22 protein-coding genes, 1 tRNA gene and 1 pseudogene are annotated in these 24,561 nt (G+C 68.3%); 14 read left to right on the top strand and 10 right to left on the bottom strand.

Translation table 11 applies throughout. The annotated features are described in order from the left end of the window. Positions 1–15: 15 nt before the first annotated feature. The 5 genes and pseudogenes from OM513_RS07105 to OM513_RS07085 all read right to left on the bottom strand — a co-directional run. Positions 16–249, bottom strand: a pseudogene (locus tag OM513_RS07105) (DUF2155 domain-containing protein); the annotation flags it as partial. 191 nt (positions 250–440) lie between these two features. Continuing rightward, positions 441–833 (bottom strand): NADH:ubiquinone oxidoreductase subunit NDUFA12, encoded by a 393-nt coding sequence (locus OM513_RS07100; RefSeq protein WP_264943452.1) that lies wholly within the window; start codon positions 831–833, stop codon positions 441–443. 81 nt (positions 834–914) lie between these two features. Further along, entirely contained in the window at positions 915–1,418 is a 504-nt protein-coding gene (locus OM513_RS07095) for a DUF192 domain-containing protein (protein WP_264943451.1), read from the bottom strand. 4 nt (positions 1,419–1,422) lie between these two features. Then, entirely contained in the window at positions 1,423–1,962 is a 540-nt protein-coding gene (locus OM513_RS07090; RefSeq protein WP_264943450.1) for a cold-shock protein, read from the bottom strand. Positions 1,963–2,079: 117 nt separating this feature from the next. Continuing rightward, complete coding sequence (locus tag OM513_RS07085; RefSeq protein WP_319951605.1) at positions 2,080–2,562, bottom strand: regulatory protein RecX; 483 nt, start codon at positions 2,560–2,562, stop codon at positions 2,080–2,082. A gap of 172 nt (positions 2,563–2,734) precedes the next feature. Here OM513_RS07085 and OM513_RS07080 point away from each other — a divergent pair, with 172 nt between their 5' ends. Together OM513_RS07080 and OM513_RS07075 are read left to right on the top strand one after the other, a co-directional pair. Further along, positions 2,735–4,507 (top strand): fatty acyl-AMP ligase, encoded by a 1,773-nt coding sequence (locus OM513_RS07080; RefSeq protein WP_264943448.1) that lies wholly within the window; start codon positions 2,735–2,737, stop codon positions 4,505–4,507. Between the two features lie 147 nt (positions 4,508–4,654). Beyond that, positions 4,655–7,015, top strand: a complete 2,361-nt coding sequence (locus tag OM513_RS07075; protein ID WP_264943447.1) for a putative bifunctional diguanylate cyclase/phosphodiesterase — start codon at positions 4,655–4,657, stop codon at positions 7,013–7,015. 35 nt (positions 7,016–7,050) lie between these two features. Here OM513_RS07075 and OM513_RS07070 read toward each other — a convergent pair whose 3' ends face one another. Continuing rightward, positions 7,051–7,512: a DUF1573 domain-containing protein gene (locus OM513_RS07070; protein WP_264943446.1), complete on the bottom strand. Its 462-nt coding sequence runs from the start codon at positions 7,510–7,512 to the stop codon at positions 7,051–7,053. A gap of 147 nt (positions 7,513–7,659) precedes the next feature. Here OM513_RS07070 and OM513_RS07065 point away from each other — a divergent pair. The 6 genes from OM513_RS07065 to OM513_RS07040 all read left to right on the top strand — a co-directional run bounded on the left by OM513_RS07065 (position 7,660) and on the right by OM513_RS07040 (position 12,096). Further along, positions 7,660–7,736, top strand: a tRNA-Trp gene (locus OM513_RS07065). Positions 7,737–7,776: 40 nt separating this feature from the next. Continuing rightward, positions 7,777–8,337, top strand: coding sequence for a YqaA family protein (locus tag OM513_RS07060; protein ID WP_264943445.1), 561 nt, complete (start codon positions 7,777–7,779; stop codon positions 8,335–8,337). Positions 8,338–8,515: 178 nt separating this feature from the next. Continuing rightward, positions 8,516–8,713 carry a preprotein translocase subunit SecE gene (secE, locus tag OM513_RS07055; protein ID WP_264943444.1) on the top strand — a complete coding sequence of 66 codons (198 nt, stop codon included), beginning with the start codon at positions 8,516–8,518 and terminating at the stop codon, positions 8,711–8,713. An 11-nt stretch (positions 8,714–8,724) separates the two neighbouring features. After that, positions 8,725–9,261, top strand: a complete 537-nt coding sequence (gene nusG / locus OM513_RS07050) for a transcription termination/antitermination protein NusG (protein WP_264943443.1) — start codon at positions 8,725–8,727, stop codon at positions 9,259–9,261. Positions 9,262–9,406: 145 nt separating this feature from the next. Then, positions 9,407–9,841 (top strand): PilZ domain-containing protein, encoded by a 435-nt coding sequence (locus OM513_RS07045; protein WP_264943442.1) that lies wholly within the window; start codon positions 9,407–9,409, stop codon positions 9,839–9,841. A gap of 80 nt (positions 9,842–9,921) precedes the next feature. Further along, a complete protein-coding gene (locus OM513_RS07040) occupies positions 9,922–12,096 on the top strand; it encodes a putative bifunctional diguanylate cyclase/phosphodiesterase (protein ID WP_264943441.1) in 2,175 nt (724 codons plus the stop codon). Between the two features lie 18 nt (positions 12,097–12,114). On the opposite strand, the gene OM513_RS07035 is transcribed toward OM513_RS07040, so the two are convergent. After that, the gene (locus OM513_RS07035) at positions 12,115–15,339 is read right to left on the bottom strand and encodes a PAS domain S-box protein (RefSeq protein ID WP_264943440.1); all 3,225 of its coding nucleotides are present in this window, start codon (positions 15,337–15,339) and stop codon (positions 12,115–12,117) included. Positions 15,340–15,625: 286 nt separating this feature from the next. Here OM513_RS07035 and rplK point away from each other — a divergent pair, with 286 nt between their 5' ends. From rplK to OM513_RS07020, 3 genes are all read left to right on the top strand, one after another. Next, positions 15,626–16,057: a 50S ribosomal protein L11 gene (gene rplK / locus OM513_RS07030; protein ID WP_264943439.1), complete on the top strand. Its 432-nt coding sequence runs from the start codon at positions 15,626–15,628 to the stop codon at positions 16,055–16,057. A 4-nt stretch (positions 16,058–16,061) separates the two neighbouring features. After that, entirely contained in the window at positions 16,062–16,754 is a 693-nt protein-coding gene (gene rplA, locus OM513_RS07025) for a 50S ribosomal protein L1 (RefSeq protein WP_264943438.1), read from the top strand. Between the two features lie 178 nt (positions 16,755–16,932). Beyond that, entirely contained in the window at positions 16,933–17,388 is a 456-nt protein-coding gene (locus OM513_RS07020) for a hypothetical protein (RefSeq protein WP_264943437.1), read from the top strand. A 45-nt stretch (positions 17,389–17,433) separates the two neighbouring features. Here OM513_RS07020 and OM513_RS07015 read toward each other — a convergent pair whose 3' ends face one another. Then, complete coding sequence (locus OM513_RS07015) at positions 17,434–17,964, bottom strand: L,D-transpeptidase family protein (protein ID WP_264943436.1); 531 nt, start codon at positions 17,962–17,964, stop codon at positions 17,434–17,436. Positions 17,965–18,342: 378 nt separating this feature from the next. Here OM513_RS07015 and rplJ point away from each other — a divergent pair, with 378 nt between their 5' ends. Together rplJ and rplL are read left to right on the top strand one after the other, a co-directional pair. Further along, a complete protein-coding gene (rplJ, locus tag OM513_RS07010; protein WP_264943435.1) occupies positions 18,343–18,858 on the top strand; it encodes a 50S ribosomal protein L10 in 516 nt (171 codons plus the stop codon). A 54-nt stretch (positions 18,859–18,912) separates the two neighbouring features. Next, positions 18,913–19,290: a 50S ribosomal protein L7/L12 gene (gene rplL, locus OM513_RS07005; RefSeq protein WP_264943434.1), complete on the top strand. Its 378-nt coding sequence runs from the start codon at positions 18,913–18,915 to the stop codon at positions 19,288–19,290. A 171-nt stretch (positions 19,291–19,461) separates the two neighbouring features. On the opposite strand, the gene OM513_RS07000 is transcribed toward rplL, so the two are convergent. Further along, complete coding sequence (locus tag OM513_RS07000; protein ID WP_264943433.1) at positions 19,462–20,877, bottom strand: M16 family metallopeptidase; 1,416 nt, start codon at positions 20,875–20,877, stop codon at positions 19,462–19,464. Continuing rightward, positions 20,877–22,304: a M16 family metallopeptidase gene (locus tag OM513_RS06995; protein WP_264943432.1), complete on the bottom strand. Its 1,428-nt coding sequence runs from the start codon at positions 22,302–22,304 to the stop codon at positions 20,877–20,879. The genes OM513_RS07000 and OM513_RS06995 overlap by 1 nt, the downstream gene beginning before the upstream one ends. A gap of 243 nt (positions 22,305–22,547) precedes the next feature. Here OM513_RS06995 and OM513_RS06990 point away from each other — a divergent pair, with 243 nt between their 5' ends. Continuing rightward, a complete protein-coding gene (locus OM513_RS06990; RefSeq protein WP_264943431.1) occupies positions 22,548–24,560 on the top strand; it encodes an acyltransferase family protein in 2,013 nt (670 codons plus the stop codon). Position 24,561: the final 1 nt, after the last annotated feature.

The following is a 24,561-nucleotide window of genomic DNA, read 5'->3' as shown; positions in this document are numbered from 1 at the left end:
CAGCGCCGGACGGTCCTTGTACAGCCAGCCCGAAAATACGCGGTGCCAGCTCTGATCGGGCTGGCGCACGTCGAGCTGCGCGAAGACGCCGGTGTCCTGGAAATTCTCCCAGGGCGCGGTCTTCTCGCAGGCGCGGACGCGGACGATCACGTCGCCGGTGCGGGCCGACTGGCCGGGCTTCAGCGTGATCTGGCGCGACTGGCCGTTGCGCTTGTTGAGCAGGCCGATCACGGCCACGCGATCCTTCATCGGGGTCGCCGCCGCGGCCAGCGCGCTGCCGTCCGGCGCCACTGCCACCACCTGCGCCTCACCCGAAGGCGCGGCGCCCTCATCGGTGGTGATCACCTGGTCGACGGCGCTGTTGTCGTCCGGCTTGCCCTTGCCGCAGGCCGCGAGCACCAACAGCGCCAGCGCCGCGGGCACGGCTCGGGCCGCGCGGATCATGCCTCGGGGGTCCAGGCCTCGTAATCGCCGGTCGCGCCGATCCGCCGGCCGCCCGCCTCGAGCGCGCCGGAAGGGCGATAGGCCTGGCGGGTGCCGGTCAGATTGGCCTCGGCCGGGCGTTCCCACACGCGCTGCGGCGGCAGGGCGCGATCGGGCACGTCGTCGATCTGGTGGTGAAGCCAGCTAAACCAGTCGGGCGGAACGCGGCTGGCGTCGTTCTGGCCGCTGTAGATCACCCAGCGGCGCGGGCGGCCGTGAACGTCCTGCCCGCCTTCCCAATAGACGTTGCCGAGCGAATCCTCGCCCATCCGCTGCTTGCCGCGAAGCGACAGCATGGTGCCGATGGTGGCGCCTTCCCACCAGGTGAAGATCGACTTCAACAGACCCATGGCGAGCCCCTTAGCGCGGCCCCGGTGGCGGAGGCAATCGGAATGCGCGCGCCCGGACGGCCCAAATCGGCCGGACCGGCGCTATTTCTTCGCCACCGGCTCCCAGCGGACCTTGTCGCCGGGCGCGATGCCCAGCGCGGCGGCGCGGCCGGCCAGAAGCTCCAGCACTGCGCTCACCGGCTCGCCCGAAAGGTGGCGATCGTCGGTGAAGGGCGCCGCATCGGCGGCGATCGACGCGATCGTCCCGTCCTTGCGGATGAACAGGATGTCGAGCGCGGTGGGCGTGTTGACCATCCAGAAGCTCGCCTCGCGCGGGGGGCCGCCATCGCCCGGAAAGGGCGCGAACAACATGCCGCCGTCCTGCGGAATGTTCGTCCGGAACATCAGCCCGCGTTCCTGCTCGTCATGGTTGCGGGCCGATTCGACGCGGAAGCGATGCATCGCCCCGCCCTTGCTCTCGATCGTAACCAGCGTATCCGCCGGATCGGCGACGGCCAGGACCTGCGGCGCGGCGCAGGAAGCCGCGGCGGGGGCGAGCAGCGACAGCGCGGCAAGGGCCGCCAGCGCGCCGGGAAATCGGGTCATCGGGTCAACCGGTCCTTTCGACCGCCACGGCGAGCGGCCCCTTGTCTCCGTCGACGATGCGCGCGCGAAGCTGCTGGCCGGGTTCGACCTCCTCGATCTCGGCGCGGCGCAAGGTCTCCATATGGACGAATATATCCGCGGAGTTGCTTTCGCGCACGAGGAATCCATAGCCTTTCAGGCGGTTGAACCACTTCACCGCCACCGGTTCGAAGGGGCCGGCGGTCTCGATCAGCTTCAGCCGGTCGGCGCGTTCGCCGCCGCGGGCGCGCGGGGCCTCGATCGCCTGGCTCAGGTCGATGGCGCGGATCTCGCGCGCCTGCATGCCGCGCTGACGCTTCACAGCGACGCATTCCACGCGCGCGCCTTCGGGAAGGCTGCGCCTGCCATGTTCTTGAAGAACCGTGAAATGAATCAATATGTCGCCAAGGCCGGGATCGTCCGCGACGACGAAGCCGAAGCCGCGCGTCACGTCGAACCACTTGACCACGCCGGAACACAGATGGCCTTCACCGGCGAGGTCACTCTCCTCTTCCCCGGTTGCCATTGATCCGACGGAATATTCGTTCGTCAGAAGCTGCGGGTCGGCACGCATTTTCTTTTCCCCCAGCCCATGACTTTATCACAGAATTCCCAGCGGGGAACCGCTTTGTGTCGATTTGTGTCAGTTGCTGTCGAGCAGCGCTTCGGGGTCCTCGCCCGGCTCCATTCGCGCGATGGCGCGGGCCAGCGCCGGGGCGTGGCCCGCACGCACCATCGCCGCCACCTGCTTCTCGCGCATCCGGGGGTCCCCGCCCTCGCGCGCGAAGGGGCCGATGCGGCGGCGGCGGGCAAAGGCGAGCGCGCTCGCGCGGCTGTCCGCCTCCACCATCGGAGCGACGACGGCGGCGTCCTCCTCCTCGATCCCGGCGAAGCGCAGCGCCTGGCTGACGCGCCGGGCGCCCAGGCCGCGCCGCCCCATCGAAGCGGCGCGCGCCTCGGCAAAGGCGCGGTCGTCGACATAGCCGAGCTCAGCGCAACGTTCGGCCACCCCGGCGGGATCGGCGGGCGCCTCCCCCTCCCATCCGCGCTCGCGCAGCTTTCGCGTCAGATATCCGGCGAGACGCGCCCGTGTCGTAGCGTAACGCTCCACATATCGCAGTGCCAACCGCTCCAAATCGGCACTCGTCAGGGGCTTCAGGGGCTTTGGCGGGCGGCTCATGCGCCTTGATTGTGCCACAGTAGCAACCGATTTTGAACGACAGTCCGCGGCAAGGCCGGATGCAGTTATTGCGTTGGGGGGCCAACGGTTTGCCGCGAACAGGGGCACAGGAACAGGAATGGTTTTGGACGTTACCGGATCGCTCGAAGGCAAGGCGGACGACGCGCTGACGCTGGCACCGACGCCGACCGACGACAGCCTGCCGCGCCGCTACGCCGACTTCGAGACGCTTGGCGAAGCGCTGGATTATGCCGCAAGCGGCGTGCGCGGGCTCAACTTCCACGACGCGCGCGGCAATCTGTCGCGGCCGTATCCTTTCGCGGAGCTGCGCGAGGATGCGCTGGTGCAGGCGCGGCGCCTGATCGCCGCCGGGGTGAAGCCCGAGGACCGCATCGCGATGATCGCCGAGACGGGGCCGGAATTCGCCTCGCTGTTCTTCGGCGCGATCTATGCGGGCGCCTGGCCGGTTCCGCTGCCGCTGCCGACCAGTTTCGGCGGCGCGCAGAGCTATATCGACCAGCTTCGCGTCCAGCTCGATAGCTGCGATCCGACGATGCTGTTCTACCCGCCGGAGATCGGCACGATGTGCGCGGAGGCCGCACGCCAGGCGGGCACGCAGGGTGTCGACTGGTCCGAGTTCGCGGATCGCGCCGCCCCGGATGCGCCGCTGCCCCAGGCGAAGGCCGAAGACATCGCCTATCTGCAATATTCCAGCGGATCGACGCGCTTTCCGCATGGCGTGGCGATCACGCACCGCGCGCTGCTCAGCAATCTTTCGGCGCACAGCCACGGCATGCACGTGGGCGACGGTGATCGCTGCGTCTCCTGGCTGCCCTGGTATCACGACATGGGGCTGGTCGGCTGCCTGCTCTCGATCGTCGCGAACCAGGTTTCGACCGACTATCTGAAGACCGAGGATTTCGCGCGCCGCCCGCTCGCCTGGCTCGATCTGATCAGCCGCAACCCGGGCACGACCCTCTCCTATTCGCCGACCTTCGGCTACGACATCTGCGCGCGCCGCATGTCGAGCCAGATGAAGGCGAGCGAGCGTTTCGACCTCAGCCGCTGGCGCGTCGCGGGCAACGGTGCGGATATGATCCGCCCGGACGTGATGCAGAAGTTCGTCGACGCCTTCGCCGATGCGGGCTTCAAGGCATCGGCCTTCCTGCCCAGCTACGGCCTGGCGGAGGCCACGCTGGCCGTTTCGATCATGCCCCCGGGCGAGGGCATCGTGGTCGAGCTGGTCGAGGAAACTCAGCTTTCGGGCGGCAGCCACGGCGCCGGCCGGCCCCAGCGTTTCCGCGCCATCGTCAATTGCGGCAAGGCCGCGAAGGACATGGAGATCGAAATCCGCGAGGAAGACGGCACGCCGCTGCCCGAAAAGGCGATCGGCAAGGTGTGGTGCCGCGGCCCCAGCGTGATGGTGGGCTATTTCCGCGATAAGGATTCGACCGAAGCCTGCCTGGTGGACGGCTGGCTCGACACCGGCGACATGGGCTATCTCAGCGACGGCTACATCTACATCGTCGGCCGCGCCAAGGACATGATCATCATCAACGGCCGCAACCACTGGCCGCAGGATATCGAGTGGGCGGTGGAGCAGCTCCCGGGCTTCAAGCAGGGCGACATCGCCGCCTTCGCGATCACGACGCCCGGCGGCGAGGAAACGCCGGCGGTGCTCGTCCAGTGCCGCACGTCGGACGAGAAGGAACGGCTGCGCCTGCGCGACGAGATCCGCGAGCGCGTCCGTTCGGTGACCGGCATGAACTGCGTCGTCGAACTGGTCCCGCCGCGCACCCTGCCGCGCACCAGCTCTGGCAAGCTCAGCCGCGCCAAGGCCCGCAACCTCTATCTCAACGGCGAGATCAAGCCCTACGCCCTCGCGGCCTGAGGCCTACCCAGCAAGGACCCGCCGCCCCTCCCCCGGCCCATCGCCCCGGGGGAGAAGGTGGTGCGTGCGCGTGTTCCGGCGAATTTAGCGGATCGAACGCCCGCAACCTAACCTCTCGTCAACCTCCATCGCGCTATCCCGTGGCGCGTGACCAGCCAGACGACCTCCCAGTTCGCCAAGCCGCGCATCGACGCGCGCGCGCTGCTTGGCCTCTATGATCCGGCGGACACCACCGACTGGGGGCCGATCCGCGCCGCCCAGCTCCACGCGGGCAGCCAGCTCGCGCTGTTCCTGCTTGCCGCCAATGTGATCGGCGCGGCGCTGATCACGCTGATCCTGGCGCCCCAGGTTCCGCTGTGGCAGCTCGCAAGCTGGGGAGCGCTGGTCGCGGCCGTCGCGGTGGCGGTCACCTTCCGCCGCCTGTCGCGGCGCCACCGCGAGGCGCTGTCCGCGCCGCTGGGCGATGTGCGCGATACGCTGCTGGACGGGATCGCGCTCAGCGCGGTCTGGTCGATCCCGCCGCTGGCCTTCGGCCATCTTGCCGATCCGGATGCCGCGCTGGGGCTGTGGATCGTACTCACGTTGCTGATGACCTCCAGCGCGGTGGCGATGGCGGCGCTGCCGCTGGCGACGATCGCGTTCGTGACGATCACGGGCGGCGCGGTCGTCGCGCAACTGATGCTGACCGGATCGGCCACGCTGGCCGCCGCCGCGGCGCTGTTCACGCTGTTGCTGGCGATGACGACCTTCTCGCGCGGCAAGGCGCTGGTGGTCGTGCGCAGCCAGGAAATCGCCATCGCCGAGCGCGACGAGACCGTAAGCCTGTTGCTGCGCGAGACCGAGGAAGACAAGAACGCCGACTGGCTGTGGGAGATCGACGCCCAGCGCCGCGTGGCGCGCGCCAATCCGCGCTTTGCCGTCGCCGTGGGCGTGGACCCCAAGACGATCAACGGCATGCCCTTCCTCCAGGTGCTGGCCGGACCCACCTGGGAGAGCGGGAACTTCGCCCCCGCGCTGCGCCTGCTGGCGGAAAAGCTGAAGGGGCGCGAGGCGTTCCGCGATCTGCTGCTGCCCGTCTATGTCGGCGGGGAGGAGCGATCCTGGGAGATGTCCGCCACGCCGCGCTTCGATGAAGGCGGCACCTTCATCGGCTTCCGCGGCGTCGGTTCCGACGTCACCGAGGCCCGGCGCTCGGCCGAGAAGATCAACCGGATGGCGCGGTATGACACGCTAACCGGCCTGCCCAACCGCCTGCTGATCCACGAGACGCTGGCCCTCGCGATGGGGGAGGCGGAGAAATGGGGCAGCCGCTGCGCCTTCATGATGATCGACCTGGACCGGTTCAAGGCGGTCAACGACACGCTGGGCCATCCGGTGGGCGACCGGCTGCTGGGGCGCGTTTCGGAGCGCCTGAAGCAGCTTGTGACCGCCAACGAGATGATCGGCCGGCTGGGCGGCGACGAGTTCGCGGTGGTGGTTCGCGACGCGACCGACACCGCCGCGGTCGAGCGGCTGGCGCAGAGCATCATCGACACGCTCTCGCGCCCCTATGAGGTCGATCAGCATACGCTATACATCGGCGCATCGGTGGGCCTGGCCACCGGCCCGCGCGACGGGCGCACCGCCGAGGCGCTGGTCCGATCGGCCGATCTGGCGCTCTACCGGTCAAAGGACGCGGGCGGCGGGGTCTTCCACGCCTATGAGCCCCAGCTCCACATGGCCGCCGAAGAGCGGCGCGTGCTGGAGATCGCGCTGCGCAGCGCGGTCGAGAACAACGAGATGCACCTCACCTACCAGCCGGTCGTCGATGCCGAGAGCTGCACGCTGACCGGGTTCGAGGCGCTGCTGCGCTGGACGCATCCCGAATATGGCAACATCTCGCCCGCCAAGTTCGTGCCTCTGGCGGAGGAGGCGCGGCTGATCGCGCCGATCGGCGAATGGGTGCTGCGCACCGCATGCGAAGAGGCTGCGCGCTGGGACCTTCCCGCCCGCATCGCCGTCAACGTCAGCGCCGAACAGCTCCACAACCCGGCCTTCGCCGGCTTCGTCGCCCAGGCGCTGGCGCATTCCGGCCTGCCGCCGCAGCGGCTGGAGCTGGAGGTGACCGAAAGCGTGTTCATGCACGAAGGCACCATGGCCATCCAGGTGCTGGAAAAGATCCTGGACATGGGCGTGCGCCTCAGCCTCGACGATTTCGGCACGGGCTATTCGTCACTCGGCTATCTCAGCCGCACGCGGTTCAGCTCGATCAAGATCGACCGCAGCTTCGTCCAGGGCGCCTCGAAGGGCGTGAAGGAGGCAATCGCGATCATCCGCGCCGTCGTCGCGCTGGCGGAAAGCCTGGGCATGGCGACCACGGCCGAGGGCGTGGAGACCGAGGAAGAGCACCAGATGGTCCAGCGCCTGGGCTGCACCAAGGTCCAGGGCTATTATTTCGGCCGCCCCCTCCCGGTGGAGGAGGCGCGCCGCCTGGTCACGCGCCACGACGGGGAGAGCGCGGCGGCCTGACAGCGCCGCCCCCCCCCCGGCGTTCGGACAGGTCTTCAGTACCCCGCTGGACCACCCGGGCCGCTCCCACCCTCGGGCACCGGGCTGACGGTCCCCTTCACCCGGATCACCTTGCCGGGTTCGTTCACCGCGTTGCTGGTGATCGTCACGGTCTTGCTGATCGGGCCGGGTCGTTTGGTGTCGTACTTCACCGTGATTTCGCCATTGGCACCCGGCGCGATCGGTTCCTTCGGCCAGGTGGGCACGAGGCAGCCGCAGCTACTCGTCGCCTTCGAGATGATCAGCGGGGCGTTTCCGGTGTTGGTGAAGCGGAAGGTAGCGGTTCCGTTGCCGCCATATTTGACGGTGCCGTAATCATGCACCTCTTTGTGAAACTCGATCTTCGCCCCGTTTGCGACCTCCTGCGCGCTGATCGCGGAAACCGGGACGACAGCCGCCCCAAGCCCGAGCGAAACGACGAACGCCGCGGACATGGCGGCCAGAGCAAGTTTCTTCACGCGATACACTCCTTCATACAGACGCAAACCCGCGCCAAGGATAGGACCGCGCCGCCACGCGGCAACTGGACATATGGCTAGGGCATTCAAAACCCCCGCTGCCCCCTTGCCCCGCCCAGCGCGTCTCGCTACAGCCGCACCCCGCACAGGGGCGTAGCTCAGCTGGTTAGAGCGTCGGTCTCCAAAACCGAAGGCCCTCGGTTCGAATCCGAGCGCCCCTGCCACTGCCGGGTCCAGTCATAAGGGAAGACGATGTTCCGTCCGATGTACGACTGGGTCCTGCGCATGGCCCATCATCGCCATGCGCTTCGCAGCCTGGCTGGCGTGTCCTTCGCCGAAAGCAGCTTCTTCCCGATCCCGCCGGACGTGATGATGGTGCCGATGGTACTCGCGCGGCGGGACCAGGCCTATCTGATCGCGGGCGTCTGCACCGCGGCTTCGGTGATCGGCGGCATCTTCGGCTATGCGATCGGCTATTTCCTCACCGAATTCGCGCATCAGGTGCTGGAGTTCTTCCGCCACAATGCGTTCGAGGATTTCACGCGCGCCTACAACGAATATGGCTGGGCGATCATCCTGGCGAAGGGGCTGACGCCGATCCCGTACAAGCTGGTGACGATCGCCAGCGGCCTCTCCCACTATCCGCTCGGCCTGTTCATCATGCTGTCGGTGATCACCCGCGGCGCGCGCTTCTTCATCATCGCCGCGCTGCTCAAGCGCTATGGGGCGCCGGTGCAGGCGTTCATCGAGAAGCGGCTGAACCTGTTCGCCTGGGGCTTCCTGCTCCTGCTGATCGGCGGCTTCGCGGCGATCGCGCTGCTCTGATCGCGGCGGCGCGGGCGATCGAAACGCCGGCGGCGCGGGCCGCTTGCGCATCCCGTTGTTCGTCGCTAGATACCGCTCCCAATCCGACAGCGTGGATGGGCTGCACCGGTTCCCTGGAAGGGACCGGGCAGCGGACCCATGTCTCGCGAACGGAGAGCTTTTTTCGAGCGAGGCGGCAGTGGCCAAAGTCAATCCCCTGGAGTTCCTTCGTCAGGTTGAGGCGGAGCGCAAGAAGACCAGTTGGCCTTCGCAGCGCGAAACCGTGATGACCGGCGTGATGGTGCTGATCATGGCTACGTTGCTGGGCATCTTCTTCCTGGGTGTGGATACGCTGTTCGACGTGATCGTCCGCTTCCTGCTCAGCCTCGCGCAATAAGGGGACGCGAAATGTCGCGCTGGTACATCATCCACGCCTATTCGGGATTCGAGAGCAAGGTCCGGGACCAGATCCTGGCCGACGCCGCCCGCCTGCACCTCGACCGTTTCGTCGAGGCCGTCGAGGTTCCGGTCGAGACCGTGACCGAGGTCCGCCGCGGCAAGAAGGTCCAGGCCGAGCGCAAATATATGCCCGGCTATGTGCTGGCCAAGCTCGACATGAACGACGACGTCTATCACCTCGTCAAGAACACGCCGAAGGTCACCGGCTTCCTGGGCTCCAGCGGCAAGCCGCAGTCGATCCCGGAGGCCGAGGCCGCCCGCATGCTCAACACCAAGGACGAGGCCGCCGCGGCGCCCAAGGCCAAGGTGAAGGTGGACTTCGACATCGGCGACACCGTGAAGGTGATCAGCGGCAACTTCGCCACCTTCTCGGGCATCGTCGAGGAGCTGGACTACGACAAGAGCCGCGTGAAGGTCTCGATCTCGATCTTCGGCCGCGCCACGCCGCTGGAGCTGGGCTTCGAGGACGTCGAGCGCGTCAAGTAATCCCACGCACGCGCGCAACGCATCACGGGGCATCACGGGAAGGCCGGGGCGGAAGCTCCGGCTTTCGCCGTTTTTGGGGGGCCTCGCCCGCGTCCGTGCATTCCGCATAAACCAGTCCTTCACCGGCCTGGCCTAGTGTGGAACCATGGAGTCCGGTTCCCAACCTGACAACGCCGACGACCGGCGCCGCAAGGATCGCAGCGCGACCGACATGCTCGGGCGCGTGCGCCGCGCGTCCGGTGCGCGCGAGAATGTGCGCCTGCTCGATCTGACGCCGGGCGGATGCCGGGTGAACAATCCGGGATACCGCGTCGGCGAGACGCTGTGGATTTCCATCGGCAACCTTACGCCCATCGAGGCGCAGGTGCGCTGGTCGTCCGCGCATTCCGCCGGCCTGCAGTTCCGTTCGCCGCTCTATCCGGCGGTCGCCGATCATCTGCTGGGCTCCGCCGCGACGGCGCCGGGCCAGCCGCTCCCCGCTCCGGTGACGCCCGCGCGCGGCAAGCCGGCCAATCCCGCCCCCGTCACCGAGATCCGCAGCGGCTGGATTGCCGCGCTCCGCGATCCCTACCGCCGTTGAACCGCCAGGCAGCCACGCACACGATGGACCCCGCATCCTCCCCCCGACGCGCGATCCCGCGCCTGGCCCGCTGAGCCCCGATGCCGGCACGCTCCTCCGCCGTCCTCGCCAACCGGCCCCAGCGTTTCTGGGACCGCGTGGCCGTGCTCGGCACACAGGAGCAGAGCGGTACGCCGCCCCTGCTGCGTACCTATGAAGATATGCGGCTGGGCTGGTTCTGGGCGACCGACGCCGAGGGCGACCTGACCTATCTATCGGACTGGATCGAGGAACAGATGACCGCCGGCAGCGGTGCCCCGGTGCTTGGCCGCACCCTGCTGTCGGTGTTTTCGGCAGAGACGCGCGAAGACACGGAATCGACGCGCACCCTGCCCTTCCTGCTCGCCAAGCATGCGCCGTTCGAGAATATGCTGGTGCGATCGGACGGGCCGGAGGGCGTGCGCTGGTGGTCGCTTTCCGGCCGCCCGAGCCTGAACGCGGCCGGCGAGTTCACCGGCTATCACGGCCATGGATCGGACGTGACGCGCCAGCGGATGGAGGCGGAGGAGAACGCCCGCCTCGCATCGCATGATTCGCTCACCGATCTGCCCAACCGCCGCCAGGTTTCCGCACGGCTGGAGACGCTGCTGAACAAGGCCCGGCTGCACGGCGGCGACTGCACCTTCATGCTGATCGACCTCGACCGCTTCAAGCAGGTCAACGACACCATGGGGCACCAGGCCGGCGACATCCTGCTCCAGCAGGTGGCCGAGCGGCTGGTGAACATCCTGGGCGATCGCGAGAAGGTGGGCCGGCTGGGCGGCGACGAGTTCGTCGTGCTGCTGCCCGATTTCAGCAATGAGACCAAGCTCCAGGCGCTCGCCCAGACGATCATCGAGCAGCTCTCGCAACCCTATTCGGTCAACGGCGCGCGCTGCATCATCGGCGCGTCGGTGGGCGTGGCGATCGGCCCGGGCAACGGCGCGAATTGCGACGAGCTGATCCGCAACGCCGATCTGGCGCTCTATTCCGCAAAGGCGGCGGGCCGCGGCCGCTATCGCTTCTTCTCGCGCGAGCTGCTGGAGGCGGCGGAGGAACGCCGCACGCTGGAACACGACCTGCTCGACGCGCTGGCCCGCGACGAGATGGCGGTCCATTACCAGCCGATCGTCAACGCGGTGACCAACGAGGTGACCGGCTTCGAGGCGCTGCTGCGCTGGAACCATCCGCAGCGCGGCGCCATTTCGCCCGCGATCTTCGTGCCGATCGCCGAGGAAGCGGACCTGATCGTCCGGCTGGGCGAATGGACGCTGCGCCGCGCGTGCGAGGATGCCGCCGCCTGGCCGGCCGACCTCAGGGTCGCGGTGAACGTCTCCGCGGTGCAGTTCGCGCTGCCCAACCTGCCGTCGGTGGTGCTGAGCGCGCTCGCATCCTCGGGCCTGGATCCGCACCGGCTGGAGCTGGAGATCACCGAGAGCGTCTTCCTGGGCGATTCGGGCGAATCCGACGCGATGTTCGAAACGCTGAAGTCGATCGGCGTGCGCCTGGCGCTCGACGATTTCGGCACCGGCTATTCGTCGCTCGGCTATCTGAAGACGGCGCCGTTCGACAAGATCAAGATCGACCAGAGCTTCGTGCGCGGCGCCACGCGCAACGGCACGCGCAACCAGGCGATCATCAGCGCGATCGTGGCGCTGGCCACCGCGCTGGACATGGAGACCACCGCCGAGGGCGTCGAAAGCTTCGACCAGCTCGAAATGGTGCGCTCGCTCCACGTCAGCCATGTGCAGGGCTTCATCTACAGCAAGGCCGTGCCGCAGCAGCAGTTGCTGGAGCGGCTGGAGCAGGGCGAATGGGTGATCGCGCCCGCCGGCCCGGCCTTTCAGCGCAGCCTGCGCCACGCCACCTTCCGCCGTATCGGCGCGATCCACCACAACCATTATTATCCGGTGATCCTGCGCAACCTGTCGTCCAGCGGCGCGCTGATCGAAGGGCTGGTGGACGTGCCCGAAGGCACGCAGTTCGTGCTCGATTTCGGCGACGGCCAGCTCGTGGTCGCATCCGTCCGCCGCTCGATGGGCAACCAGCAGGGCGTCGAGTTCGAGGAAGAGCTGGTCCATGATTCCGCGGGCGGGCTCTACACGCGCACGCGGGTCTCTCCCCAGGCGCTGGCGGCGCTCGGCATCCGGCTGGATGCGTTCAACAACAACGATCAGGTCACGATCTTCCCGGTCGAAGGCCAGCTCTCCATCCCGGCCTTCCGCACGCTTACCTGAGCCTGCCAGCCGGGAGGATCAGGCCGGAGCCTGGTCCTTCCCGTCCGCGCCCTTCCGCTTGCGGCCCCGGCGCGGCTTGGCGCCTTCCCCGTCCTCACTGGCGATCGCCTCCCCCAGGTGGCGCAGCAGCAGTGCGATGGCAGGCGCGGTCGCGGGATCGTCCTCCTCGCCCAGCAGCCGTTCGACCACGCGGGCGATGCTGCCGAGCGCGGCATAGCCGAACAGGGCGGCGTTGCCCGCCATCTGGTGGCACCGGCTGAAAAAATCCGCGCGCGCATCCGCCCCGCCATCCTCGCCGAAGGCGATCGTCGCGGCACGCAGCTCCTCCAGCCGCTGGCGGAATTGCGGCCGCAGCTCCGCCAGCGCCGGGTTGGCCGACGGGGCCGGCGCCGCCGGGGCGATGCTGGCCCAGCGGCGCAGCACGCGCACCAGCATCGCGGCGTCGATCGGCTTGGCGAGATGATCCTGCATCCCCGCGCCCAGCGCCGCCTGGACATCCTCCTGATAGGCGTTGGCGGTCAGCGCGACGACCGGAAGCTGCTCGCCGCCGATTCCGGCATCGCGGATCAGGCGCACCGCCTCGAACCCGTCCATCTCCGGCATCTGCAGGTCCATCAGCACCAGGTCATAGCCGCGGCCCTGCGCCTCCGCCGCCAGCACGGCGGCCACCGCGCGGCGGCCGTCCGGAGCGATCTCGCAGGCGATGCCGAGCTGCTTGAGCACGGCGGCGATAAGCTGCTGGTTGATCTCATTGTCTTCGGCCGCCAGCACGCGCGCGGGCAGCGTGCCCTCCGGCTGGCCTTCGTCGAGGACGTTCTGCGAATCCGCCGGGGCATCGGTTTCCGCCAGCGGCAGCGTGAGGATGAAGCAGGAACCCTTGCCCAGTTCGCTGGTGACGTTGATGGAGCCGCCCATCAGCCGCGCCAGGCTGCGGCTGATGGCCAGCCCCAGCCCGGTTCCCCCTTGCGCGCGCGCGGAGCCCGTATCGGCCTGCACGAATTCTCCGAAGATCGCTTCCAGCCGGTCGGCGGGGATGCCGACGCCGCTGTCATGCACCTCCAGCACCAGCAGCCGGGCACCCTCGATCCCCTCGGCCCGGGCAGCGACGCGCACGCCGCCGTCCTGGGTGAACTTCACCGCGTTGCCCACAAGGTTGGTCACGATCTGGCGCAGGCGCAATCCGTCGCTGCGCACCCAGCGCGGCAGCGATGCGTCCAGCTCCAGATCCAGCGCGATGCCCTTCTGCCTGGCGGCGGATTCGAAGAGGCGCACCGAGCGGCGGATCGCATGGGTAAGATCCACCGTCTCGTCCGCGACGGACATCTGGCCCGCCTCGATCTTCGAATGATCCAGAATCTCGTTCAGGATGCGCATCATCATCCGGCCGGATTCGGCGATGATGCGCGCGCGCTCCTGCTGCACGGGGTCCAGATCGCCCGCCAGCAGCAGGTCCGCGAAGCCGAGGACGCCGTTCATCGGGGTGCGGATCTCGTGGCTCATGCTCGCCAGGAAGCGCGACTTGGCCTGCGTCGCGTTCTCGGCGCGCTGGCGCTCGGTCTCCAGTTCCTCTTCCATCTCCTTGCGCCGCGTCACGTCACGCAGCGACGCGACAATCTCGCGCGGGGTCCCCGCGTCGTCGCGCACCGCCTGGCAATTCGCCTCCATCCAGATCCAGGCATCGCGCCGCGCATGCCGGGCGCGATAGGTGACCACCGCGCGCTCAAGCTCGCCTGCCGCCATGCGGCGGAACACCTCCTCGATCCGCGGACGGTCTTCCGGGTGGAAGCGCTGCAGCACGGGCTGGCCCAGCACCTCCTCCACCTCATATCCCAGCACCTGCCGCACGGAGGGGGTGACGAACAGGCAGCGGCCCTTGGTGTCCAGGCGGAACACCGCGTCGGTGACGTTGCTTGCGAACAGGCTGAGATCATGCTCGCGCTCGGCCAGGCGGCGCTCGGCGCGACGGCGGTCGGTGATGTCCAGGATCAGCAGCATGAAGCCCGTCACCTGCCCGTGCTCGTCGAACTCGGGGCTGCCATAGGTCATCACCCACATCGCCTCGCCCAGGCGGTTGGCGAAGCGGAACTCGCGCTGGAACGGCTTGCCCTGGCCGATCAGCGTGCGCCATTCGGCCAGCGCATCGGGCGCCCGGTCGCCGTACAGCATCCGCGCCCAGCCGATGCCCAGCACCTCGTTCAGCTTCATGCCGGTAAGCTGGAGCCACGACGGGCTGGCATAGGTCATGTCCCCGGCCGCGTCGGTCAGCACGATGCCGGCAGGGGACAGGTTCGAGATGAACTGCATCCGCTGCTCGCCCTCGGCCAGCGCCACGCGGGTGCGCGAAAGCTCGCGCAGCGCCACCGCCACGGGCAGCGCCGATACGAAGGTGGCGAGCACGAAGGTCTGGAGGACGAAGGTGCGCGCCTCCGCGTCGCCGTCCACGAGCTGGATCGGCCCATTCCCCAGCGTGGTGCCCACCGATGCGACCACCGTGACGACCAGCGTGGCGACGGCCGCGCCCGAAACGCCCAGCCGGAACGCCGCCATCAGCACGAACGGTGCCGCCAGGAACAGCAGCGGAAACTGCGACTGGGCGAAGACCGCGATCGTAACCGCGGTGCCCGCCACCATCACCGCCACCCATTCAAGCACAGTCTGACGCGACAGGCGGTGGCGCAGGCGGAGCGCCTCCGCGGTCACGAGTACGATCGGGGCGATGATCAGGTTGCCAAGCCCGTCGGTCAGCGCCCAGGCGGCCCAGCCGTCGAACGCGAAGGCGCGGCCCGGCGCGGCCAGGATCGCCACAGCCAGCAGCGCGGCAGCCGCCGGCGCGGCAATGCCCGCCGCGATCACGAAGCGGGTCAGTCCGCGCGTCGTGCCGATCTCGTTCTCGGCGCCCATCCCGCCCGCGCGGATGATGGCGGAGGCGATCAGTATCTCGATCAGGTTGCACGCCGCCATGCCCGCGCCGGTCGACAGCGAATGGCCCGTGAGCAGATTGGCCGCCAGATAGCCCGCGAACACGGCGCTCAACAGGCTGCTCTTCCCCTCCCCCCGGCGCAGCATCAATACCGCCAGGACGATGCCGTTCGGAATCCAGATCGGCACGATCCAGGATTCGTGGCGCTGCATCGCCGCGCTTAGATATGCCAGAATGGCGGCAACGATGGCCGCGACCAGACAGCGGGCGATATTGCCCGCCATCCCGGTCCGCCCTTGGCGGCTGCTAAGCGCTTCTGCCATCTTGTGCATTTGTTCTATTTCATCGGGGCCAGCCAATACAGTATTTCACGGAGTCAGGGCGCATCCTTCGCTGCGCAAGCGCAACCCGGTCCGGGGCGGCGCAATCGGCCCCATGGCGCGCAACGCCGACGATTGCGTTCCGCGCCGCGCTGCGCTAAGGGCGCCGCCTTCCAGCGCGACAGCATTGGAAATCTGCGGGAGGCTGTCCCCCCGGGGCCGCCGGCTGTACCGCTAGACTTGATCTGGGCAAGGCGATCGCTCGCCGCGCCTTTGGAAAGAGAGTGACATGGCAAAGAAGATAACCGGCTATATCAAGCTGCAGGTGCCCGCGGGCGCCGCCAACCCCTCCCCGCCGATCGGCCCCGCGCTCGGTCAGCGCGGCGTGAACATCATGGAGTTCTGCAAGGCGTTCAACGCCTCCACGCAGGAGCTTGAGAAGGGCGCCCCGATCCCGACGGTGATCACCGTCTACGCCGATCGCAGCTTCAGCTTCGAGACCAAGACGCCGCCGGCGTCGTTCCTGCTGAAGAAGGCCGCGAACCTGAAGTCGGGCTCGAAGGAGCCGGGCAAGGTCTCCGCGGGCAAGATCACCCGTTCGGAGGTGACCAAGATCGCCGAGGTCAAGATGAAGGACCTCAACGCCAACGATATCGAAGCCGCCACGCGCATCATCGAGGGTTCCGCCCGCGCGATGGGCCTTCAGGTTGTGGAGGGCTGATACGATGGCGAAGCTGAGCAAGAAGCAGAAGACCTGGACCGTCGACAGCGAGAAGCTGCACGGCGTGGACGAGGCGATCGCGATCGTTAAGGCGAACGCGACCAGCAAGTTCGACGAGACCGTCGAGATCGCGCTCAACCTGGGCGTCGATCCGCGTCATGCCGATCAGATGGTGCGCGGCGTCGTCACGCTGCCGAAGGGCACCGGCAAGACCGTGCGCGTCGGCGTGTTCGCCCGCGGCCCGAAGGCCGAGGAAGCGCTGGCCGCCGGTGCCGATGTCGTCGGTGCCGAAGACCTGCTGGAAACCATCCAGGGCGGCAAGATCGAATTCGACCGCTGCATCGCGACCCCGGACATGATGGGTCTGGTCGGCCGCCTGGGCAAGGTGCTGGGTCCCAAGGGCCTGATGCCGAACCCCAAGCTGGGCACCGTGACCATGAACGTGGGCGAGGCCGTGAAGGCGGCCAAGGGCGGCCAGGTGGAATATCGCGTCGAAAAGGCCGGCATCATCCACTCCGGCATCGGCAAGGCGAGCTTCCCGGCCGAGGACCTGCGCGCGAACTTCGACGCGCTGGTCGATGCGGTGGTGAAGGCCAAGCCGTCGGGCGCCAAGGGCAAGTACCTCCGCAAGGTGGCGCTCAGCTCCACGATGGGCCCGGGCGTGAAGGTGGACGTGGCCGAGGTCGCCGCCGCCTGATCCGGCCTTTCACGGTTGAAACAACGCAGGGGCCGGGGGGAAACCTCCGGCCCCTTGCTTTTGCCCCCCGTCCCGCCCGCGGCCGGCCGATCGCGCGGCGTGGCTACCGGAAGGTTAACGCGCGCCTCGTGGCAAGACCCGGCTCGCGCGGGGCCGCGATCGGGAGCATTGGCGCACGATGCTGCCCGATCTTACCCGCCCGCCCTATGCGATCGCGCCCGACACCGGCACGGGCCTGGTGCATGTGAAGGTCAACGCGCTGCTGTCGCGTGAGACGTTCGATGCCTATGCCGCCGATCTTCGCGCCGCCGCGCGCGATGCGCGGGCGCGTTCCGGTTATGTGCGCATGCTGATCGACTCCACCAGCGGCAGCATCCTGCCGATCGGAATCGCCCAGGCCGCGGCCGCGCTGAAGGATGAGCTGGTCGGCAAGCCCGGCGATCGCGTGGCGGTGATCGTCGTATCGATGCTGCAGCGGCTGCAGATGCAGCACATGGCGCTGGGCGAGAACACCATGGCGTTCCTGAGCGAGGCGGAGGCGCGCGCCTGGCTGGCCGGCGCCGCCGCGCCGGATGCCCAGGATACCGGCCCCGCCGAAGACCAGCCGTACCTCGCCCGCGCCGCCGCGCGCTGAGCGCCGGTCCGGTTTGGGCGGGCGGCCGCGCCGGCCCGCAATCACTCAGCCGTAGACTTCGCGCATCCAGCCGCGCGTCACCGTCACCCGCGCGCCCTTGGGCGTGACGCCGAACAGCAGCTCGGCGAACTCGTCGGGCACGCCGATGCAGCCATGGGTGGCATAGCGCCCGTCCACCTCGCTACCGCTGCCGTGGATCGCGATCCCGCCCCAGGTCAGCCGCATCATCCACGGCATCGGCAGGTGATAGATGTTTGAGATATGGTCCCGCTTCTTTTCCAGGATGCGGAACTCGCCGGTGGGCGTCGGCTTGCCGTCGTCGCCATAGATGATCAGCGTGCGGCCGATCTCGGCACCGCCGCGATAGACGTACATCCGTTCGGCATCCAGATCGACGACGATCTCGATCGCGCCGGCGGCTCCCAGTTCCGGGTTCCACAGATATTCGCCGGGCTCCAGCTCGGTGCCGGGCTCCAGCACCTGGATCACGCGCGGCCCCTGCGCCGCGGCATGCGCGGGCAGCGGCACGGCCACGATCGCCATCAGCATCGCGAACAGGGTGAGTATCGCCTTCACGCCCCCATTATCGCCATCGCGGCGCGGCTTGGCTATCGGGCGATTCCCGCTGTCCCGCGCGGGAACAGCCGCCGCGGCCGTTAACCCGCCCCTTCCCCGCCGCTTGTCCGCGGCACGGCATTGACTTTCGCGGCGTTCCGGCTATGTGCGCGCCTTCGCTTCGCGGGCCTGCCCGCGGGCGTGCCGTCCGAGACAGCGGGTGGCCGGAATATGCCGGCCTTAATCTCCCGCCAAGACGGGGACAGATTTTTGCCGCGGCCTCCGTGCGATGGAGCGCTTCGGGTCCAGCCAGGGGATTTCTCTGGCAACGACGATCGTGCCCCTCGGACATTTGTGGACCGGGTATCGCGCAAGCGGTGCCCATTTGAGGAGAACGGCATGGATCGCGCTCAGAAGACCGAGCTCGTTTCCGAGCTGAACCGTACCTTTGGCGAGGCCAGCGCGGTGGTGATCACCCGCAACCTCGGCATGAGCGTGGCGCAGTCCACGGTCCTGCGCAACAAGGTGCGCGAAGCCGGCGCGAGCTACAAGGTCGCGAAGAACCGCCTTGCCAAGATCGCGCTCGAGGGCACGGATTACACCGTGCTCGCGGACCTGTTCACGGGTCCGACTGCGGTTGCCACCTCCACCGATCCCGTGGCTGCGGCCAAGGCGGTGGTGGATTTCGCCAAGACGACCGACAAGATCGAGATCGTCGGCGGCGCGATGGGCAAGCAGCTTCTCGACGCGGAAGGCGTGAAGGCGCTCGCCTCGCTGCCGTCGCTGGATGAACTCCGCGGCAAACTCGTCGGCCTGCTTCAGGCTCCGGCGAGCAAGCTCGCGGCCGTCACCCAGGCCCCGGCGTCGCAGCTCGCGCGCGTGTTCAAGGCATATGCGGAGAAGGACGCCGCCTAAGGGCGGCTCCGGCGACCGAACCCCTGATCAACTGAATATATTTGGAGTTTTAAAATGGCTGACCTGAACGCTCTTGTTGACCAGCTCTCCGAGCTGACCGTCCTCGAAGCCGCTGAGCTTTCGAAGCTTCTTGAAGACAAGTGGGGCGTGACTGCCGCTGCTCCGGTCGCGGTTGCGGCTGTTGGCGGCGGTGCCGCCGCTGCCCCGGCTGCCGAAGAGAAGACCGAGTTCGACGTGATCCTGACCGGCGACGGCGGCAAGAAGATCAACGTCATCAAGGAAGTCCGCGCGATCACCAACCTGGGCCTGACCGAAGCCAAGGCGCTGGTCGAAGGCGCTCCGAAGGCCGTCAAGGAAGGCGTGTCGAAGGACGAGGCCGAGAAGCTCAAGAAGCAGCTCGAGGAAGCCGGCGCGACCGTCGAGGTCAAGTGATCGCCGCGTAGCAGCGATCATCCCTGCCCCGGCCGGGACCAGCTACGAGCAAAGAAAGAGGGGCGGTTCCCATATGGGAGCCGCCCCTTCTTCTTTGGCTTCGCGCCGGACCGGGATCGTATCGCTCCCGGCCCTGGTCCCCCCGCTTTCGCAGGGAGCCCTTCCTCCCCCTCAGGGCACCGTCACCGTCTGCACGGGCAGGCCCTTCAGCTCGGGCAGCGCTTCGAGCTGGGGCTTGATCTTGGCGAGGTCGCCCACCGCCACCAGCGTCAGCTTGCCGAGCGGCAGGTTCGCCGCCGCCGCATCGCGCATCTGCTCGGGCGTCACCGCCAGCACCGCGGGGATATAGGTTTCCAGCCAGTCGGTCGGCAGCCCCAGCAGATCGCGCCCCGCGACCGTGCCGATCACCGCGTTCGACGTCGAGTTCTGGATCGCGAACAGTCCGGCGATATAGGTGCGGATGCCCTTGCTCTCCTCCGCGGACGGCGCCTCGGTCTGCATCCGGCGGATCTCGCCGAACACCTCCTTCAGCGCGGGGCCGGTGACGTCCGTGGTAATATCCGCCTCGAACGTCCACAGCGCGTCCCCGGGAGAGAAGGCGGTGTCCGACCCCGGCGAATAGGTATAGCCCTTGTCCTCGCGGATGTTGGTGGTGATGCGCGAGCTGAAGGCGCCGCCCAGCAGCTCGTTCATCGCCCGGTTCGGCACATCGCCCGGCGCGCCCGCCAGCGGCGCATCGAAGGCAAGGCGCAGCGTGGTCTGCGGCGCGTCCGGCCGGTCGACCAGGATCACCGCGGGGCCCGCGGTGTGCGGGCTGGCCAGCGCGACCGGATCGGGGCCGGCCGCCCAGCCCTTGAACGCCTTGCTGATCGCCGCCTTCACCGCCACGGAATCGAACCGCCCGGCGATGTAGAGATGCGCGCGCCTGGCGCCGAACTGGCTGGAATGGAACGCCTTCACCTGATCGATGGTGTAGCCCGAAAGCTGCTCCGGCGTCGCCAGCGGACGGCCATAGGGATGATCCGGCCCATAGATGCGGCGCGCGAGCGCGACATTGGCCAGCACGCCCGGCTGCGCCAGCGCCTGCGCCAGCGCGCGGCCCAGGTTGCTCTTGACGCGGCCCAGCTCTGCGGCGGGCAGGTTCGGCCGGATCGCCACATCCGCCACCAGCCCGATCGCCTGCGGCGCGAACTCCGACAGCACGTTCATCGTGATGTTGGTGGTCAGGTTGCCGGTGCCGACGTTCAGGTTGCCGCCCATCCCCGCCGCGGCGGTGGCGACATCGCCCGCGGACTTGCCGCCCGCGCCTTCCTTCATCAGCTCGCCGGTGACGCCCGAAAGCCAGGTGTTGCCGTCTTCATTGATCGAGCCCGCGCGCACGCGCAGCGACACCACCGTCTTGGGCGCCACGCCATAGGGGATCAGCGTCACCTGCATGCCGTTGGGCAGCGTATAGGTCTCGCTCGGCGGCAGCTTGAACGGCTTGGGATCGCCGACCGGCGGCGCGGGCGGAATCTCCTGCGCCATCGCCAGCGAGGGCGCCGATACCGCGAGCGCGGCGGCGAAAAGGAACAGCGCGCGCTTCATCACTTGCCTCCCTGCGGCTTGGCGCCCTGGGCGGCGCCGGGCTCGATGACGTAGATCGAGCGGTTGGTCTTGCGCAGATATTCGCGCGCGGTCTTCCGGATCAGCTTGGGCGTCACCTTGGCGAAGCCCTCCTCGATCCGGTTGATCGCCGAGGGATCGTTGTCGAACAGCGCATAGACCGCGAGCAGATTGATCAGGCCGATGCGGCCGCTGCTGTCGATCGTGCTGTAGAGCTGCGAGCGCATCTTGGTGCGCGCGCGGTTCAGCTCCGCGGCGCTGACCGGCTTGGCGATCAGCTCGTCGATCACGCTGTCCACCGCGGCGGTGATCTGCGCGGTGGTGTGGCTGGGATCGTGGGTGAAGTTGACGCTCCACAGCATCGGGCCGTTGTAATCGAACATGTTGCCCAGGCCCAAGTTGATGCCGCCGTCGACATCGCCGGAAATGTCCGCCTCCTGCACGATCTTGCGATACAGTCGGCTGTCGTTGCCCTGGACGAGGATCTGGTCGATCAGGCCCATGGCATACCATTCGGGCGTGCCGCGCTTGGGCACATGATAGCCGAAGGCATAGCCGGGCTTGGGCGCCTTCGTGTCGACCCGGCTCTTGAACTTCTCCTCCGTCTGGCGCGGCTCGGAGATGTCGGGCAGCGTCACCGCAGGCTTCGCGGGCATCCAGCCGAAGTATTTTTCGACCATCGCCTTCGTCGCGGCGTAATCGATGTCGCCCGCCACCACGAGCACGGCGTTGCTGGGGCGATAGAAGGCCTCGGAGAAGGCCTTGGCGTCCTCCACCGTCGCCGCCTCGATCTCCGCCAGGTCGCCGTAGAAATTGTGGCTGTTGTACCAGTTGGTGTTGGCCAGCATCGGCAGGTCGATCCACGGCCAGGTGCTGTAGGGCTGGTTGAGGACATTGCCCTTCACCTCGTTGCCGACAACGCCCTGCTGGTTCTTCAGCACGGTTTCGTCGATCACCGGATTGGCCATGCGATCGGCCTCAAGCCACAGCATCCGCTCCAGCGCGCTCGACGGCACCACTTCGAAATAATTGGTGAAATCGAAGCGGGTGGAGCCGTTGTTGATGCCGCCCGAATTGGTGATGGTGGTATCGAACACGCCCTTGGGCGCGTTCTTCGATCCCTGGAACATCAGATGTTCGAACAGGTGCGCGAAGCCGGTGCGTTCCTTCGGCTCGATGCGGAAGCCGATGCCGTAATAGACCGCGACGGTGACCGTGGGGGCGATATTGTCCTTCGCCAGCACCACGCGCAGCCCGTTGGGCAGGGTGAAATACTGGCTTTCGACCTTCAGCCCGGTATTGGCTGCGGCAGCGGCGGCGGCGGGCTTGCCGCCCGGACCGGCCCAGGCCTGCGGCGCAACGGCGAATGCCGCGAGCGCTGCGGCTGCGCACATCGTTCTCAACTTCATGAAACCTCCCACAGAATCGCGGAACTGTATTGGCGTAACACTACACAAGGACGTCCGGAAGGGACTCCTCGCGGCGCCTGCTCCCGCGTATGTCCGGCCCCTGCGCCCGGCGCGTTTCCGCGATGTTGCCGGGCGCTTCCCCCATTGCGCGCCGGCGCGCGGCGGCGGATAGAGGCGGCAACACAGGAGGGGAGCCACCAGGGGATGGAGCCGCGGCAGACGGCGCCGGGATATCTTCCGGCGGTGGACGGCTTACGCGCGCTGGCAGTGACCGGCGTGATCGTGTTTCACCTGTGGCCGGAAGCGCTGCCGGGCGGGTTCACCGGCGTCGACATCTTCTTCGTGATCTCCGGCTTCGTCGTCACCGGATCGGTGATCGGGCGGCGTTTCGAAACGCTGCGCGCGATGCTGGCGTGGTTCTACGCGCGGCGGCTGGTGCGGATCATGCCGGCGCTGGTGGCGATGCTGATCGCCACCGCGCTGGCGGCGCAGCTCTTCATCCCCGAAGCCTGGCTGAGCAACACGCTGCCCCAGGTCGGGCGCTTCGCCTTCTTCGGGCTGAGCAACATCGTGCTGGCGACCGATACCGACACCTATTTCGGGCCGCAGGCGGGATACAATCCCTTCACCCACACCTGGTCGCTGGGGGTGGAGGAGCAGTTCTACCTGGTCTTCCCCTTCCTGCTCTTCTGGTATCTGCGCGACCGGCCGGGGCGCGCGGCGATGGGCGAAGGGCGGATGCTGGCGATCGTCGGCGGGCTGACGATCGCGTCGCTGGCGGCCTGCGCCGCGATCGCTTCGCTGGACGGGCCTTATGCCTTCTATCTGATGCCCGCGCGCTTCTGGGAGCTGGGCACGGGAATGCTGCTGTGCCTGACGGCGCGGCATTGGCGCGGCTGGATCGAGGAGATGGGCGGGCGACACCGCGCGGAGCTGACATTGGGCGCGGCGGCGCTGGTGGCGGTGGGGCTGGCGGTGCCGCGCGGCACGGCCTTCCCCTTCCCGCTCGCGCTGCTGCCGGTGCTGGGCACGGCGGGGCTGATCGCGATCGTGGCGGCGGCGCCGGCATCGCCGCTCGCGCGGCTGCTGTCGCTGCGGCCGGTGGTGGCAGTGGGGCTGCTCTCCTATTCGCTGTACCTGTGGCACTGGCCGGTGCTGGTGCTGTTCCGCTGGACTGTCGGGTTGGGCACGCTGCCGCTCCAGCTAGCCGCACTGGCGCTGTCGGTGGTGCTGGCGGCGGCGTCCTATCTGCTGATCGAGCGTCCGCTGCGCGCCAGCCCGCGGATCGCGGCGATGCCGCGCGGGCGGGTGGTGGCGCGCGCGATGGGCGGCACGCTGGCGGGGGCGGCGGTCGCCTTCGCGCTGTTCGCCGCGCACGACCGGATCACGCTGAGCGTCACGCGCGATCATGCCGCCTGGTATGCCGACGAGCGGCACCCCAATGATCCGGCGATCACGCGCTGCGGCGTGCGGGCGTCGCGCGATCCGGCGGCGCCCAACCTGTCGCTGTGGGAGCCGGAGGGCTGCAAGGGCGCGGCGGGCGGCTTCACGCTGCACGCGATCGGGGATTCGCACGCGATCGCCTATACGCCGGTCTATCGCCAGCTCGCCGGCGAGCTGGGCATCCGCGCGCGCGCCTGGGCACGGCCGCGCTGCCCCTTCCTGAAGCTCAACGAGCCCGCCAATCCCGGATGCCGCCCGGTGTTCGAGCATATGCTGGCCGACCTGAAGGCGAAGGCGAGGCCGGGCGACGTGGTGTTCCTGCCCGCGCTGCGCCAGGCGCGGTTCATCAACCAATATGGCACCGACATCCTGCCCGCGGGAGCCGGCGGGGCGGTGCCCGAAGCGGTGATCGACGATGCGCGCGCGTGGCTGCGCCGGGTGACCGCGATCGGCCTGCCGGTGATCATCGAGGCGCCCAAGCCGCTGTTCCCCGCCCCCGCCTTTCGCTGTTCCGACTGGTTCAACCGGGGGAACCCGGTGTGCCGCGGCGGGCTGGAGGTGCCGCGCGAGGTGCTGTTGCGGCGGCGCGAGCCGGTGATGGCGGCGCTGCGCCGGCTGGAGCGCGAGGTGCCGGGGGTGCGGGTGTGGGACCCCTTCCCCATCCTGTGCCCGGGCGCGGTGTGCAGCGCCTTCGCGGGCGGGAAGCCGCTGTTCCTGGACGGGGACCATCTGAGCGGCTTCGGCAACCGCACGCTCTATCCGGCGCTGCGGGCGGAGGTGCTGCGCGCGGCGGGGCGCGGCGGCGGGCGCTGAA

It is taken from the genome of Sphingomonas canadensis, from assembly GCF_026013525.1.
Lineage (GTDB): Bacteria > Pseudomonadota > Alphaproteobacteria > Sphingomonadales > Sphingomonadaceae > Sphingomonas > Sphingomonas canadensis.
This window is presented reverse-complemented; position numbering and strand designations above follow the sequence as displayed.

Bases quoted from the DNA above. Each gene is read 5' to 3' on its own strand.
- OM513_RS07100 (WP_264943452.1), bottom strand. From the start codon at position 833: ATGGGTCTGTTGAAGTCGATCTTCACCTGGTGGGAAGGCGCCACCATC.
- OM513_RS07095 (WP_264943451.1), bottom strand. From the start codon at position 1,418: ATGACCCGATTTCCCGGCGCGCTGGCGGCCCTTGCCGCGCTGTCGCTG.
- OM513_RS07090 (WP_264943450.1), bottom strand. From the start codon at position 1,962: ATGGCAACCGGGGAAGAGGAGAGTGACCTCGCCGGTGAAGGCCATCTG.
- OM513_RS07080 (WP_264943448.1), top strand. From the start codon at position 2,735: ATGGTTTTGGACGTTACCGGATCGCTCGAAGGCAAGGCGGACGACGCG.
- OM513_RS07060 (WP_264943445.1), top strand. From the start codon at position 7,777: ATGTACGACTGGGTCCTGCGCATGGCCCATCATCGCCATGCGCTTCGC.
- nusG (WP_264943443.1), top strand. From the start codon at position 8,725: ATGTCGCGCTGGTACATCATCCACGCCTATTCGGGATTCGAGAGCAAG.
- OM513_RS07045 (WP_264943442.1), top strand. From the start codon at position 9,407: ATGGAGTCCGGTTCCCAACCTGACAACGCCGACGACCGGCGCCGCAAG.
- OM513_RS07040 (WP_264943441.1), top strand. From the start codon at position 9,922: ATGCCGGCACGCTCCTCCGCCGTCCTCGCCAACCGGCCCCAGCGTTTC.
- OM513_RS07035 (WP_264943440.1), bottom strand. From the start codon at position 15,339: ATGGCAGAAGCGCTTAGCAGCCGCCAAGGGCGGACCGGGATGGCGGGC.
- rplK (WP_264943439.1), top strand. From the start codon at position 15,626: ATGGCAAAGAAGATAACCGGCTATATCAAGCTGCAGGTGCCCGCGGGC.
- rplA (WP_264943438.1), top strand. From the start codon at position 16,062: ATGGCGAAGCTGAGCAAGAAGCAGAAGACCTGGACCGTCGACAGCGAG.
- OM513_RS07020 (WP_264943437.1), top strand. From the start codon at position 16,933: ATGCTGCCCGATCTTACCCGCCCGCCCTATGCGATCGCGCCCGACACC.
- rplJ (WP_264943435.1), top strand. From the start codon at position 18,343: ATGGATCGCGCTCAGAAGACCGAGCTCGTTTCCGAGCTGAACCGTACC.
- rplL (WP_264943434.1), top strand. From the start codon at position 18,913: ATGGCTGACCTGAACGCTCTTGTTGACCAGCTCTCCGAGCTGACCGTC.
- OM513_RS07000 (WP_264943433.1), bottom strand. From the start codon at position 20,877: ATGAAGCGCGCGCTGTTCCTTTTCGCCGCCGCGCTCGCGGTATCGGCG.
- OM513_RS06995 (WP_264943432.1), bottom strand. From the start codon at position 22,304: ATGAAGTTGAGAACGATGTGCGCAGCCGCAGCGCTCGCGGCATTCGCC.